This is a genomic window from Xanthomonas sp. NCPPB 1062 (genome assembly GCF_041481705.2).
Classification (GTDB): Bacteria; Pseudomonadota; Gammaproteobacteria; order Xanthomonadales; family Xanthomonadaceae; genus Xanthomonas; species Xanthomonas euvesicatoria.
Genome location: NZ_CM192987.1, coordinates 1,319,051 through 1,333,286 on the forward strand (window position 1 = coordinate 1,319,051; position 14,236 = coordinate 1,333,286).

Consider the following 14,236-nt stretch of genomic DNA (forward strand, 5'->3'; position numbering starts at 1 on the left):
TGCAGTGACGTCAGTGCTGACTGGTTGCGGCGTGTGGATCCAAGACTGCGCGTGCAAATGCCAGACAAGCGCGTCGCGTGCCACAGTCCTGTTTTCAGCCGTAGTGGCCCTGCGGTTCGTGTACATGCGTGTCCGCGCGCAAACGCACGCGAGGTCGCAGCCATTGCGCAAACGTCGCTTCGCTCCACGCGCCATCGGCCAGGCCCATCATGGCAACGTATTTCTCTTCCTGCGAAGCGATGAGTTCGGCGCCGTTGAGTAGCAAAAAAACCCGATAGCACACATGGGCAGTCCGTTTGTTGCCATCTACGAACGGATGATTGCGCGCGAGCCCGTAGGCCAGGCTGGCCGTCAGCTCTACAAGATCGGGTGGAGGATCGCCGTAGGAAAAAAGTTGCTGCGGGCGTGCCAGTGCCGAGGCCAAGAGTGCCTCGTCGCGCACTCCGCTTGCGCCGCCGTGCTCGCTCAATTGACGTTCGTGGATCGCCAATGCAAGTGCGTGCGTGATCCAGACCAGCATGCGCGTGTTCACTTGGCCAGCTTGTTCAGCACTTGGCGATCCTCGCGCATCACCTGCTCGGCCACATCCATCTGCGCGGCCAACGTCGGGTCGAATGCGGTCAGCCTGATGCCGTCGGGCGTTTCCAGTGCATAGAGTTCGTCGCCCTTTCCAAGCCGCAGGCGGGCCAGCAGTTCCTTGGGCAGGATGATGCCGGCGGAATTGCCGATGGCGGTGATCTTGAGCTTCATGGCGGCATCTCGCGTTATTACGAAGGTTATAACCCTGTCGTCAGCCAGTCGCAAGTGGCGTGCTGAAGCGGCTCAGCACGCCAGTCTCGCCTGCTGCGATCGATTGGTGTACAAATGTACACCTTGTCCCGTCCTGCTGCCTCGCCCCGATGCCATCGCTTCCCCCCCAACGTGCCGCCGTGCTGGCGTTCCTGCAGGAGCAGGCCCTGGCGGGCGTCTCGCCCAGTCTGGCCGAGATCGCGCAGGCCTTCGGGTTTGCCTCGCGCAATGCTGCACAAAAGCACGTGCAGGCGCTGGCCGACGCCGGATTGATCGAGCTGCTGCCCAATCAGAAACGTGGCATCCGTGTACCGGGAGGCGCCGGTCGCGATGCATTGCTGGCCTTGCCGGTGCTGGGGCGAGTGGCAGCAGGTCTGCCGATCGGTGCGGATATCGGCCTGGAGCGTCAGCTCTGGCTGGACCGCGCGCTGTTTTCGCTGCGCCCGGATTACCTGCTGCAGGTGCAGGGCGATTCGATGATCGATGACGGCATTCTGGATGGCGACCTGGTGGGCGTGCATCGCAGCAACGAGGCGCGCGACGGGCAAATCGTGGTGGCGCGGGTGGATGGCGAAATCACCATCAAGCGCCTGGAGCGCGGCGCCGAACGGATCCGCCTGCTGCCGCGCAATCGCGCGCATGCGCCGATCGTGGTGGCGGCCGATGCCGACTTCGCGATCGAAGGGCTGTACTGCGGCCTGATCCGGCAGGGCTGACATGAGCCAGGAGCCGGCGCGCATCAGACAGGACGGCAATGCGGCCGTGGCACTGCCGTTGGACGCCCTGCTGGCCGCGCGCACGGTCTGGCGTGCAGGCCAGGGCACGGCCACCGCCAATGGCGGTGAATCCACCGGGCATGTGGCATTGGATGCATTGCTTCCCGATGGCGGCTGGCCGCGGCGTGCCTTGACCGAATTGTTGTTGCCTGCGCATGGCATCGGCGAGATCGCCTTGTTGCTGCCCACGCTGGCACGCATGACCGCCAGCAGCAGCCGGGTGGTATTGGTGGCACCGCCGTTCATTCCCTACGCGCCGGCCTGGCAGGCGGGCGGGGTGGTGCTGGAGCATCTGGAAGTGGTGCAGGCCGAGCCGCGCGAAGCGTTATGGGCGTTCGAACAATGCCTGCGCAGCGGCGCATGCGCTGCGGTACTGGGCTGGCCGCAGACCGGCGATGCGCGTGCGCTGCGCCGGTTGCAGGTGGCGGCCGATAGCGGCAATTGCTGCGCGTTCGCACTGCGCGACCGCCGTCATGCGGTGAATGCATCGCCGGCGGCCTTGCGGCTGGAATTCCTGCCCGAGCGCGATGCCTGGCAGGTGCGCAAATGCCGGGGCGGGCAGGTGCCGTCGCAGCCGTTGCGGCTGGCGCATTGAGGCGCGCGCATGTTGTGGGCCTGCATATTGCTGCCGCAGCTGGCGCTGGACGCCGTCCTTCGGCGTCTGGAAGAACCGCAGGCGCCACTGGCGCTGGTGGAAGGCCCGGCGCAGCTGCGCAGCCTGCATTCGGTCAATGCTGCCGCTGGCGCAGCTGGGTTGAAGGCCGGCATGCGGCTATCGGCGGCGCATGCCTTGATGACGCAGGTACGCACCATCGATTACGACGCGCAAAACGAAGCGCGCACGCAGCGGTTTCTTGCGGCCTGGGCGTATCGGCATAGTTCGCTGGTCAGCCAGCAGTGGTCGCGCGCCATCGTGCTGGAAGCCGGTGCCAGCTTTCGCCTGTTCGGCCCCTGGCCGCGCTTCGAGCGTCGCCTGCGCGATGAGCTGCAGGCCTTGGGCTTCCAGCACCGGCTTGCGCTGGCGCCCACGCCGCGCGCCGCACGCGTGCTGGCTGGGCTGCGCGACGGCATGGTGGTGACGCAATTGCCGGCCCTGCACAGCACGCTCGACAAGGTGCCTGTACGCCGCGCTGCATTGCCTGACGATGCCGGCGAGCGCCTGCAGCACATGGGCGTGCGCACGCTCGCGGCGGTGCGCGGCCTGCCGCGTGACGGGTTGCGCCGGCGGTTTGGTGCGGGCCTGCTCGATCACCTGGATCGCCTCTACGGGCAGGTCGACGACCCACTGGAGTGCTACGCGCCGCCAGACCACTTCGACCACCGCGTGGAGCTGGGCTATGAGGTGGAAACGCATCCGGCGCTGCTGTTTCCGTTGCGCCGGCTGATCGGCGACCTGTGCACGTATCTTTCCATTCGCGATGGCGGCGTGCAGCGGTTTTTATTGCGCCTGGAGCATGAAGAAGGCGCGACCGATGTGGAGATCGGTCTGCTCACGCCGGAACGCGCGCCCACCTTGCTGTTCGAGCTGGCCCGCAACCGGCTGGAGCGGGTGGAGATTCCGCGGCCGGTGGTGGCGATGCGCTTGCTGGCACGGCAGCTGCCACCGTTCGTACCGGCCATGCGCGACCTGTTCGATCAGCGCGCGCAGCAATCGGTGGAGTGGCCGCAACTGCGCGAGCGCCTGCGTGCACGGCTTGGCGATGACGCGGTCTATCGCGTGTTGCCGGCCGACGACCCGCGCCCGGAGCGCGCGTGGCGTCGCGCCATCGGCGATGCGGTGCGCGAAGCCGCTGCGCCGCCGCGTCCGCCGCGCCCCACCTGGTTGCTGCCGCAGCCGGTGCCGCTGCACGACCCGCACCTGCGCATCGTGTCCGGCCCGGAACGGCTGGAAAGCGGTTGGTGGGACGACGATGAAGCCCGTCGCGATTACTACGTGGTGGAGACTGCGCGCGGCCGGCGTGGTTGGGCCTTCGCCGCGCCCGGTCGGGTGGACGGCTGGATGCTGCATGGATGGTTCGCGTGAGCGCGCGTATGTTCGCGCGGTATCGGAGCAGGTACCGGCTGTCTGGTGGTTGCGGCTGGGGCGCGCGTGGCCGATGCCAGGGCTGCAGGCAAGAGCAGCAGCATCTGCAACGGCGCGATCTGCTGCGCATTGCAAAAACCGTCTGGCGCAGCGCGCTGTTGAAGGCAGCCGTCCATGAGCTGGGATGACGCCATCGATGGCGTAGACCGCGACACGCCCGGCGGGCGCATGCCGCGCGCCTGGAATGTGGCCGCACGGTTGCGCGCGGCCAACGACGACATCAGCCATGCGCACGTTGCCGATGGCTTGCCCGCCTATGCCGAGCTGCACTGCCTGTCGGACTTCTCGTTCCTGCGTGGCGCCTCCAGCGCCGAACAGCTGTTCGTGCGCGCACAACACTGCGGCTACAGCGCCTTGGCCATCACCGACGAATGCTCGCTGGCCGGCATCGTGCGTGGCCTGGAAGCGTCGCGCGCCACCGGGGTGCGGTTGATCGTCGGTAGCGAATTCGCCCTGGTCGATGGCACCCGCTTCGTGCTGCTGGTGGAAAACGCGCACGGTTACCCGCAGCTGTGCGGGTTGATCACCACCGCGCGGCGCGCGGCCAGCAAGGGCGCTTATCGCTTGGGGCGGGCCGAGGTGCAAGCGCAGTTTCGCGATGTGGCGCCGGGCGTGTTTGCACTGTGGCTACCCGGCGCGCAGCCGCAGGCAGAGCAGGGTGCCTGGTTGCAACAAGTCTTCGGCGAGCGGGCGTTTCTGGCAGTGGAATTGCATCGCGAACAGGACGATGTCGCACGCCTGCAGGTCCTGCAAGCGCTGGCGCAGCAGTTGGGCATGACCGCGTTGGCCAGCGGCGATGTACATATGGCGCAGCGTCGCGAGCGCATCGTGCAAGACACCTTGACCGCCATCCGCCACACGCTGCCGCTGGCCGAATGCGGCGCACACCTGTTCCGCAATGGCGAGCGCCATCTGCGCACCCGGCGCGCGTTGGGCAATATCTACCCGGATGGGTTGTTGCAGGCCACGGTGGAGCTGGCGCAACGCTGCACCTTCGACATTTCCAAGCTCCAATACACCTATCCCAGAGAATTGGTGCCGCAGGGGCATACGCCTGCCAGTTATCTGCGTCAGCTCACTGAAGCCGGGATGCGGGAGCGCTGGCCGGATGGGGTGCCGAAGAAAATACGCGACGACATCGAGAACGAATTGGCGTTGATCGCCGAACTGGAATACGAGGCTTTCTTTCTCACGGTACAGGATGTGGTGCGGTTTGCGCGTTCCAAAGACATCCTGTGCCAGGGGCGTGGATCTTCAGCAAATTCGGCAGTCTGCTATGCACTGAGCATCACCTCGGTTGATCCGAGCAAGACGCGATTGTTGATCTCGCGCTTCTTGTCCAAGGCGCGTAACGAGCCGCCGGACATCGACGTGGATTTCGAGCACGAACGCCGCGAGGAGGTGTTGCAATACGTCTACGCCAAATACGGGCGCGAACGCGCAGCGCTGGCGGCGACGGTGATCTGCTATCGCGGCAAGAGCGCGGTGCGCGACGTGGCCAAGGCCTTCGGTCTGCCACCGGACCAGATTGCCTTGCTGGCCAATTGCTATGGCTGGGGCAATGGCGAAACACCGATGGAACAGCGCATCGAAGAAGCCGGCTTCGATCTGGCCAACCCGCTGATCAACAAGATCCTGCTCGTGACAGACCACCTGCGCGATCACCCACGGCATCTGTCGCAGCACGTGGGCGGATTCGTCATCTCCGACGAGCCGTTGTCGTTGCTGGTACCGGTGGAAAATGCCGCGATGGCCGACCGCACCATCATCCAGTGGGACAAGGACGATCTGGAAACCATGAAGCTGCTCAAGGTCGATTGCCTGGCCCTGGGCATGCTGACCTGCATTCGCAAGACGCTGGACCTGGTGCGTGGCCACCGTCATCGCGACTACACGTTGGCGACCTTGCCGGATGAGGATGCGGCGACCTACAAGATGATCCAGCGCGCCGATACGGTCGGCGTGTTCCAGATCGAGTCGCGTGCGCAGATGGCCATGCTGCCAAGGCTCAAACCGGCAGAGTTCTACGACCTGGTCATCGAAGTGGCGATCGTGCGCCCTGGCCCGATCCAGGGCGACATGGTGCATCCGTACCTGCAACGTCGCAAGGACAAGAGCCTGATCAACTATCCCTCCGAAGGCGTAGAGCAAATTCTCGGGCCGACATTGGGGATTCCGCTGTTCCAGGAGCAGGTCATGGAGTTGGTGATCCACGCCGGCTACGACCCTGACGAGGCCGACAAGCTACGCCGTTCGATGGCGGCCTGGCGCCGCGGTGGCGACATGGAATCGCATCGCGTGCGCATTCGCGCATTGATGGAAGGCAAAGGCTACGCCTCCAGCTTCATCGACCAGATCTTCGAACAGATCAAGGGTTTCGGTTCCTACGGTTTTCCGCAGAGCCATGCCGCCTCGTTCGCCAAGCTCGTCTACGCCAGCTGCTGGCTCAAACGCCACGAGCCGGCCGCCTTCGCCTGCGGGCTGCTCAACGCGCAGCCGATGGGTTTCTATTCGGCCAGCCAGATCGTGCAGGATGCGCGCCGCGGCAGCCCCGAGCGCGAGCGTGTGGAGGTGCTGCCGGTGGATGTATTGCACAGCGACTGGGACAACACCCTGGTCGGCGGCCGGCCGTGGCGCAGCGCTGCCGATCCTGGCGAACAACCGGCGATCCGGCTGGGCATGCGGCAGGTCGCCGGACTGTCGCAAGTGGTGGCGCAGCGCATCGTTGCCGCACGCACGCAGCGGGCGTTCGCCGATATCGGCGATCTGTGCCTGCGCGCCGCACTCGACGAAAAAGCACGCCTGGCATTGGCAGAAGCCGGCGCTCTGCAAGGCATGGTGGGCAACCGCAACGCCGCGCGCTGGGCAATGGCCGGCGTGGAGGCGCGCCGCCCCCTGTTGCCGGGCAGCCCGGAGGAACGCCCGGTGGAGTTCGAGGCGCCGCGCGCCGGCGAAGAAATCCTTGCCGATTACCGCTCGGTCGGCCTGAGTCTGCGCCAGCACCCGATGGCGCTGCTGCGGCCGCAGATGCGCCAGCGACGCATCCTGGGTCTGCGCGAATTGCAGGGTCGCCGCCACGGCAGCGGCGTGCATGTGGCTGGCCTGGTTACCCAGCGCCAGCGCCCGGCCACCGCCAAGGGCACTATCTTCGTCACCCTGGAAGACGAGCAGGGCATGATCAACGTCATCGTCTGGTCGCACCTTGCGCTGCGTCGCCGCCGTGCGCTGCTGGAATCGCGCCTGCTCGCCGTGCGCGGTCGCTGGGAACGCGTGGACGGCGTAGAGCATCTCATCGCCGGCGACCTGTACGACCTCAGCAACCTGCTCGGCGACATGCAGCTGCCCTCGCGCGATTTCCATTGACGCTTTTTAGGTGCATGGATTGCTGCTAGATTTCGCCATCGGTTTGCCTACAACACGGAGTCGTACATGCGGAAATGGATCATTCCTGCGGCCTTGGTGCTGCTGATGGCGGCCGGCACTGCCACGGCCCAGGTGGATGTCGGCGCCTATATCAAGAAGGACAAGTTCGCCGACATCAAGCTATCGCCCAGCGGCGCGTATTTCGCCGCGACCGTGCCGATGGAAGACAAGACCGCCCTTGCGATCATGCGGCGTTCGGACAACAGCATCGGCGCCACCTTCGTGCTGGAAAAAAACACCTACGTGAGCGATTTCGCCTGGGTCAGCGACACCCGCGTGTTGATCTCCATTGCACAGAAGTACGGCCTGCTCGACAAGCCGCTGCCGACCGGCGAGCTGTATGCCATCAATGCCGATGGCACCGGAGCCGAGTTGCTGGTGGGTTACCGCGCACGCGGCACCGGCCTTGGCACCAACATCAAGGTCAAGAAGACCGAAGCGGTGGCCGCATTCCTGACCGATCCCTTGCCCGACGACGACCGCAGCGTGATCGTGGCGATCTGGCCGATGTCGGGGCAGGATCCTTATACGCGCGCAGAAAAGCTCGACGTCACCACCGGCCGCCGCCTCCCGCTGGCGCGTGCGCCGATTCAGCGCGCCAGCTTCACCACCGACCATCATGGGCAGGTGCGCTTTGCGCAGGGGGCGGGCTCGGACAACGTCAGCAAGCTGTATTACCGCAAGGGCGCGGGCGACGAATGGGCGCTGATCAATGACGAGCAGGTCAGTGGCCATGTCGAAACACCGCTGGGTTTTTCGCAAGACGAGCGCATTGCGTACTTGCGCGTGCAAAGTGCCGACGGCCCCGATGCGATCGTCGGCTGGGACATCCAGGCCAATCGCCGTGAGCAGGTATTGCGCGACGCGGTGGCCGACCCACTGGAGATCATCTACCGCAACGGCACCACCATCCCGGTCGGCGCCATTTTCATGGCCGACCGCCCCCGCACCCGCTTTTTCGACGAGCATGGGGCACAGGCGCGGATGTATCACAGCCTGGAGGCGGCCTTTGCCGGCAATGCGGTGCGCGTGACCTCCAGCACCAAAGACGGTCGCTACGTGATGCTTGAAGCCTATTCGGGCAGCAACCCTGGCGATTTCTACGTGTTCGATACGCAACAGAACAAAGCCCAGCATGTGATCAGTCGGCGCGACTGGTTCGACCCCGAGCGCACGGCCACCGTGCAGCCGATTGCACTGCAGGCACGTGACGGGGTGCCACTGCATGGGTATCTCACGCTGCCGCGCAGCGGGGGCGACAAACATCTGCCAATGGTGGTGATGCCCCATGGCGGTCCCTTCGAGATCTTCGACAGCTGGCAGTTCGACGACGATGCGCAGCTGCTGGCGCAAGCGGGCTATGCGGTGCTGCAGATCAATTTCCGTGGCTCGGGCAATTATGGGCGCCACTTCCAGCACGCCGGCGCGCGTCAGTGGGGCGGCACCATGCAGGACGATGTGACCGATGCAACGCGTTGGGCGATTGACCAGGGGTATGCGGACGCACGTAAGATCTGCATCTTTGGCGCCAGTTACGGTGCGTACGCAGCCCTGATGGGTGCGGCCAAGGAATCGGGCCTGTATGCGTGCGCGGCCGGTTATGTGGGCGTCTACGACTTGCCGATGATGTTCACCAGCGGCGATATCCAGAAGCGCGGTTCCGGCGAGAACTATCTCAAGCAATGGTTGGGCGATCCGGCCACCCTGGCCGCGCGTTCGCCGGTCAGTCTGGCCAGGCAGATCAAGGTGCCGGTGTTTCTGGCTGCAGGGGGCGAAGACGAGCGCGCGCCCATCCAGCACAGCAAGCGAATGGAAGCAGCGTTGCGCCAGGCCGGCACCCCAGTGGAAACGCTGTACTTCGACACAGAAGGCCACGGCTTCTACACCGAGCCCCATCGACGCGCGTTCTACACCCAGCTGTTGGCGTTTTTATCCAAATCGCTGGGTGGCGCCAAGGCCGACTGAGGGTCACCGAGACGGTCGCCTCGTCGAACTGTCCAGTTCGCTTGCCTCTCCTGTCAGTTGGGCCACGCGGTGAGGCAGTGCGCTGTACAGACCCAGCCAGAAGCCTGAGTGAATCATCCTGCCGTCGGTCATTGGCAGTGAACCGGTCCGTGCTACACCATGCAGGTCCGCGCAGCCGCGCTGGCTTGTCTTTCACCCACGAGGCGATCATGAAGTTGGAGGCGTTGTTCGACCAGTTGCACACCTTGCCCACCGTGCCCAAGGTGGCGCAAGACCTGATCCGTCAATTCGACGATCCGCAGACCGATATCGATACGCTGGCGCATAGTATCGAGCGCGATCCGGTGATTGCCGCCAAAGTGTTGCGGCTGGCCAATTCGGCGCGCTTCCATGGCCTGCGCGATTCCACCAGCGTGGAAGACGCGGCCATGCGGCTGGGCTTCAATACCCTGCGCACCCTGGTGCTGGCGTCGGCGATGACGGGCGCGTTCCGGGCTGGCCCGGGCTTCGACCTCAAGGCCTTCTGGCGGCACAGTTTCGAAGTGGCCGGCATCTGCCGCCTGCTGGCGCGCCAGCAGGGGTTGGACCCGGAGACGGCCTTCACCTGCGGGATGATGCACAACATCGGCGAGCTCTTGATCCAGTCCGGTGCGCCGGAATACGCCAGCCGCATCAATCACGAAACCTCCTCTGCCGGTCATGCGGCCGAAGAAACCCTGCAACTGGGCTTCGGCTACCCGGAAGTCGGGGCCGAGCTGGCACGGCGCTGGCAGCTGCCCGTGGTGATCCAGCAAGCCATCGCGTACCAGGTCCGGCCCGCCGCGGCCCCGGACGGGGCACGCATGCCATTGCTGGTGGCCCAGGCGGTACTGGTCTGCGATGCGCTGCATGCGCATGGCGGCGCCACCGCGGCGGCATTGGAAGCGATACGCAGCCCGCTGATGGACGGCGTGGATCTGGACGCGTTGTTCGCCGCGCTGCCGGAGGTCATCGAGGCTGATCGCGCCTTTGCCGAGTTGCTGCACTAACCCTCGGCAGGATGCGCTGCTGCGTCATTCCCGGCGTAGCGGCGCACGCGCACTCTTCTGCGCCTGGCGTCGCACGCGCGGTGTCGGGCTGTTGCCGTGCAGTGATCGCCGCGCCGGGCGCAGATCCCGGCAGGCGCGTTAGCGCAATAACATCCACCCGGCAGCAGCTGACGCCAGTTGCACGGCGCGGCGCACCTGTATCGACGCTGGGGGTGAGCGTGGTTCGAAACGTGCCCGCGTCCTCAACAGCCAACGCGCCGGATACCGCTGCGATCGGACAGATTGCAACCCAGCCGGCAGCGCGTGCGTCGGTTGCCCCTGCGACGTCCACCCGCCATCGCACGCACACTGTCACGCCGCGCCGCAGCTGGACTCGCGTGGACGCAGGCGCTAGCGTGGTGCGGATTTTTTGCCTACAGGGGAATGCCCAATGAGCCACGACGCGCAGCCGCGCCAGCTCACCTTCCGTGCCGTCGCGCTGGCCATCGTGCTGGCGGTCGTGCTTTCGGCCGCCAATGCCTACCTCGGCCTGTTCGCCGGCCTGACCATCGCCACCGCCATCCCGGCAGCCGTCGTGTCGATGGGTGTGCTGCGCCTGTTGGGCGGCGGCACCATTCTGGAGAACAACATCGTCCAGACCGGTGCGTCGGCCGGCTCGTCGATCGCGGCCGGGGTGATCTTCACCATCCCCGCGCTGGTGATCATGGGCTACTGGCCGGACTTCAAGTACTGGTGGGTGCTCGGCATCGCCGGCATGGGCGGCCTGCTTGGCGTGTTGTTCTCGGTGCCGTTGCGTCGCTCGATGATCGTTGAAGACCCGCTGCCGTTCCCCGAAGGCAAGGCGGCGGCCGAAGTGCTCAAGGCCGGCGAAAATCCCGGCCCGGGCTTGAGGATCCTGGCCATCTCCGGCGCCATCGGAGCGCTGGTCAAGCTGGCTGCGGCCAGCGGCCTGCGCGTGATTCCCGACACCTGGGCGCAGGCCACCTACCTGGGCAGCAGCCGGCTGGTGGGCTATATCGGCACCAACCTGTCGCCGGCGCTGCTGGGCGTGGGCTACATCGTCGGGTTGAACGTGGGCATCGTGGTGCTATCCGGCTCGATCCTGTCCTGGCACATCGCCATCCCGCTGTACCAGCAGTTCTTCATGGGCTCGGACCCGGCCCTGGCGCAGAGCCTGGTCGATGCGTCGGCGGCCGATGCAGCGTTCGGCATCTGGGGCGCGAAGATTCGCTACCTGGGTGTCGGCGCGATGTTGATCGGCGGCGTGTGGACCTTGTTCTCGCTGCGGAAATCGCTGTTTTCCGGCGTCAAGAGCGGCTTTGCCGCTGCGCGCAAGAGTGGCGGCGGCGTGGTTGCAGAGACCGAGCGCGATCTGCCGATGAAGTGGATGCTGGTGGCGCTGGTGCTGTGCACGCTGCCGCTGCTGGGCCTGTATCAGGCCATCGTGCAGCAGTGGCATGTGTCGATCCCGATGACCATCATCATGATCGTGGCCGGCTTCCTGTTCGTGTCCGTTTCGGGCTATCTGGCCGGTTTGATCGGCTCTTCCAACAACCCGGTGTCGGGCATCACCATCTCCACCATCCTGTTCGCCTCGGCGGTGCTGGTGTTGCTGCTCGGCAAGAGCGGCCTGGTGCCGGTGGGTATCGGCGCTGCACCGCTGGGCGCAGTGGCCGCGATCATGATCGGTGCGGTGGTGTGCTGCGCGGCGGCGGTGGGCGGGGACAACCTGCAAGATCTCAAGGCCGGTTATCTGGTCGGTGCCACACCGTGGAAACAGCAGCTGATGCTGGGTATTGGCGCGTTCTCGTGCGCGTTGATCATGGCGCCGGTGCTGAACCTGCTGGCTCAAGCCTACGGCATCGGCCCAGCAACGCCACAGCATCCCAACTCGCTGGGCGCGCCGCAGGCGACGCTGATGGCCTCGGTGGCCAAGGGCCTGTTCGGTGGCCAGCTGCCGTGGAGCATGATCGCGATCGGTGCCGGCGTGGGCGCGGCCATCATCGCGCTGGACGAATGGTTGAAGGCCAACGGCAAGCGCTTCCGTGTACCGGTGCTGGCCGCGGCCATCGGCATCTATCTGCCGCTGGAACTGATGGTGCCGATCTTCCTCGGCGGCCTGATCGCGCATCTGGTGGAGCGCTTCCACAACATCCGTGCCGACGACGAAGACGGCCGTGACCGCGTGCATCGCCCGGGCGTGCTGTTTGCCGCTGGCCTGATCACCGGCGAGGCGTTGATGGGCATCGCCATTGCGGTGCCGATCGTGTTGTCCAGCCGCGCCGACGTGCTGGCATTGCCGGCCGCGCTGCAGCTCAACCAGTGGGTCGGCCTGGCGATTCTGGCCCTGGTCGGCTGGCTGCTGTATCGCGTTGGCAAGCGCGGCGAACAGGCCGCCTGAGTGTGATGCCAGATGGCGCATGCGCCCCGCATGCGCCATCTGCAAGCGGCGCCTGGTTGTGCGCGCAGCTTGATCCAGCACAGCTGTGAGGGAACGGGAAACAGCTGTCTGGGCCGCCGGGCTTTACCTGGCGAAGACATGCCAGCGCTGCAATGGCGCCAGGTCCTGCGCACGATGGAGCTCGATTCGCCGTTTCGATTGCATCGCTGCCACTGCGTCCTGCACACCGCATGCAAACCGTGCAGCACTGCCGCATGCGGGCATCGCGGCCTGCACAGCCACCCGCTAACCCGCCATCCAGATTCAATGTCTTTGCGCCGGCTTTACGCCCTGCGCAACTGCCGTGCATAGCGACTTTATGCCGCTGCTGCTTATCGTGCCGTCTCCCGCACAACGGTGCGCTACGAGTGCTGCATGCCTGGACTGATCTGATCCCAACCACCCGGTAGACCGTGGTGCGCTCATGCGCTGTGCATGACGCCGCAACGCCAGGCAAGTGTCTGGCAGTGCAGGCCCGCGCACTTCCCTGCAGTGGGCGTGTGCATCGCATCGCGACTGCACCGACGCCGCCCCGAAAAAACCGCAGTTGCGGCACTGCAGACCAAGTGCAGCGCCGCCATACCGCGCGTCGTAACGCACCACCTCCCACTCTTCAACGCGGCACGGTCATGCGATTCGTGCCGCGCTTTGCCCTGGAATCACCGCAATGCCCACCATCACCTCGCGCTCGTCTTCCCGCAAGACACTGCTCGCCGTCATCGTTACGGCAGCGCTGAGCAGCCTCGCAGTTCAGGCGCAGGCGCAAGACGCCACCGACGCGGCGCTTTGCACCGATCGGCCGACCAAGGCCAATGCCACCTGCACCGTGCCGGCTGGCGAGTGGCAACTGGAAACCGACATCGGCAATTACACGCGCGACAGCCAGCCCGGCACACGCACAGAGACGGCGTACTTCACCAATCCCACGCTCAAGTACGGCGTCAGCGACCGCATCGATCTGCAACTCAACTGGGCGCCGCAACTGCAGGTCAAGACCACCGACCGCGCCACCGGTGCGCGCAGCAGCCTGAGCGGCGGCGGCGATCTCTATCTGCGCATGAAGGCGCGTGTGTACGAGAGCGACACCGCCAGCGTGGCGCTGCTGCCGTTCGTGAAGGCACCCACCGCGCGTACCGGCCTGGGCAACGACACCTGGGAAGGCGGCCTGGCGCTGCCGGTCAACTTCGTGCTGCCCAGCAGCTTCTCGCTGACGTTCGGTCCGGAACTGGATTGGTTGGCCGACAGCGATGGCAGCGGCAAGCATGTGGCCATCGTCAACGTGATCAATCTGGCGCGCCCACTGACACCAAAGTTGTCGATGGCGGTGGAGGTGTGGTCCTCCATCAACCGCGATCCGGCGCAGACCGTGGAGCAGTACTCGGCCGATATCGCGGCGTCGTATCTGCTCAATCCGCTCCTGCAGCTGGACGTAGGCGCCAATTTCGGCCTCAACGACCGCACGCCCGACACCCAGGTCTACGTCGGCTTGTCGCACCGCTTCTAAGAGCAGCGAACAAAACGACTGCGCAGCCGCCAGGCGGGCGCGGCCGGTGCCCGGAATCGGCATGTGTACCACTCGTCCACGCCGGTTTTGAGTGCGCCGTCCGCACCCACCTGACGACTGCTCGCTACGTCGTAAGCCGCTCTAAAGCGCCCAGCCGCCCGTGTCGCGTGCAGGCGGCATGGTCTGCGCATGCGTGCGCGGCGCACCGCGTCGCGCCGCAGGACCTCC

General features: G+C 65.6%; 10 protein-coding genes and 1 other RNA gene. 9 read left to right on the forward strand and 2 right to left on the reverse strand.

Annotated features, from left to right (window positions below):
* Window positions 1–94: 94 nt before the first annotated feature.
* Together ACCQ16_RS05810 and ACCQ16_RS05815 are read right to left on the reverse strand one after the other, a co-directional pair.
* On the reverse strand, window positions 95–520 hold the full coding sequence (locus ACCQ16_RS05810) for a type II toxin-antitoxin system death-on-curing family toxin (protein ID WP_029818875.1): 426 nt from the start codon (window positions 518–520) through the stop codon (window positions 95–97).
* Window positions 521–528: 8 nt separating this feature from the next.
* The gene (locus ACCQ16_RS05815; RefSeq protein WP_008574105.1) at window positions 529–750 is read right to left on the reverse strand and encodes an AbrB/MazE/SpoVT family DNA-binding domain-containing protein; all 222 of its coding nucleotides are present in this window, start codon (window positions 748–750) and stop codon (window positions 529–531) included.
* 149 nt (window positions 751–899) lie between these two features.
* On the opposite strand from ACCQ16_RS05815, the gene lexA reads away from it, so the two are divergent.
* The 9 genes from lexA to ACCQ16_RS05860 all read left to right on the forward strand — a co-directional run bounded on the left by lexA (window position 900) and on the right by ACCQ16_RS05860 (window position 14,146).
* The gene (gene lexA, locus ACCQ16_RS05820; protein WP_031421534.1) at window positions 900–1,505 is read left to right on the forward strand and encodes a transcriptional repressor LexA; all 606 of its coding nucleotides are present in this window, start codon (window positions 900–902) and stop codon (window positions 1,503–1,505) included.
* 1 nt (window position 1,506) lies between these two features.
* Window positions 1,507–2,160 (forward strand): translesion DNA synthesis-associated protein ImuA, encoded by a 654-nt coding sequence (gene imuA, locus ACCQ16_RS05825; protein ID WP_011346702.1) that lies wholly within the window; start codon window positions 1,507–1,509, stop codon window positions 2,158–2,160.
* Window positions 2,161–2,169: 9 nt separating this feature from the next.
* Window positions 2,170–3,588: a Y-family DNA polymerase gene (locus tag ACCQ16_RS05830; protein WP_008571902.1), complete on the forward strand. Its 1,419-nt coding sequence runs from the start codon at window positions 2,170–2,172 to the stop codon at window positions 3,586–3,588.
* A gap of 174 nt (window positions 3,589–3,762) precedes the next feature.
* Window positions 3,763–7,011, forward strand: coding sequence for an error-prone DNA polymerase (locus tag ACCQ16_RS05835; RefSeq protein ID WP_277572822.1), 3,249 nt, complete (start codon window positions 3,763–3,765; stop codon window positions 7,009–7,011).
* A gap of 432 nt (window positions 7,012–7,443) precedes the next feature.
* Window positions 7,444–9,036, forward strand: a complete 1,593-nt coding sequence (locus ACCQ16_RS05840; protein ID WP_041470025.1) for an alpha/beta hydrolase family protein — start codon at window positions 7,444–7,446, stop codon at window positions 9,034–9,036.
* 209 nt (window positions 9,037–9,245) lie between these two features.
* A complete protein-coding gene (locus ACCQ16_RS05845) occupies window positions 9,246–10,064 on the forward strand; it encodes an HDOD domain-containing protein (RefSeq protein WP_014089602.1) in 819 nt (272 codons plus the stop codon).
* A gap of 430 nt (window positions 10,065–10,494) precedes the next feature.
* Window positions 10,495–12,465, forward strand: a complete 1,971-nt coding sequence (locus tag ACCQ16_RS05850) for an OPT family oligopeptide transporter (protein ID WP_277572823.1) — start codon at window positions 10,495–10,497, stop codon at window positions 12,463–12,465.
* Between the two features lie 706 nt (window positions 12,466–13,171).
* Entirely contained in the window at window positions 13,172–14,008 is an 837-nt protein-coding gene (locus ACCQ16_RS05855) for a transporter (protein ID WP_008571897.1), read from the forward strand.
* A gap of 63 nt (window positions 14,009–14,071) precedes the next feature.
* A non-coding RNA gene (locus ACCQ16_RS05860) (sX9 sRNA) lies at window positions 14,072–14,146 on the forward strand.
* Window positions 14,147–14,236 lie beyond the last annotated feature (90 nt).

Coding starts and splice junctions, on each gene's coding strand:
- ACCQ16_RS05810 (WP_029818875.1), bottom strand. CDS start 520: ATGCTGGTCTGGATCACGCACGCACTTGCATTGGCGATCCACGAACGT.
- ACCQ16_RS05815 (WP_008574105.1), bottom strand. CDS start 750: ATGAAGCTCAAGATCACCGCCATCGGCAATTCCGCCGGCATCATCCTG.
- lexA (WP_031421534.1), top strand. CDS start 900: ATGCCATCGCTTCCCCCCCAACGTGCCGCCGTGCTGGCGTTCCTGCAG.
- imuA (WP_011346702.1), top strand. CDS start 1,507: ATGAGCCAGGAGCCGGCGCGCATCAGACAGGACGGCAATGCGGCCGTG.
- ACCQ16_RS05830 (WP_008571902.1), top strand. CDS start 2,170: ATGTTGTGGGCCTGCATATTGCTGCCGCAGCTGGCGCTGGACGCCGTC.
- ACCQ16_RS05835 (WP_277572822.1), top strand. CDS start 3,763: ATGAGCTGGGATGACGCCATCGATGGCGTAGACCGCGACACGCCCGGC.
- ACCQ16_RS05845 (WP_014089602.1), top strand. CDS start 9,246: ATGAAGTTGGAGGCGTTGTTCGACCAGTTGCACACCTTGCCCACCGTG.
- ACCQ16_RS05850 (WP_277572823.1), top strand. CDS start 10,495: ATGAGCCACGACGCGCAGCCGCGCCAGCTCACCTTCCGTGCCGTCGCG.
- ACCQ16_RS05855 (WP_008571897.1), top strand. CDS start 13,172: ATGCCCACCATCACCTCGCGCTCGTCTTCCCGCAAGACACTGCTCGCC.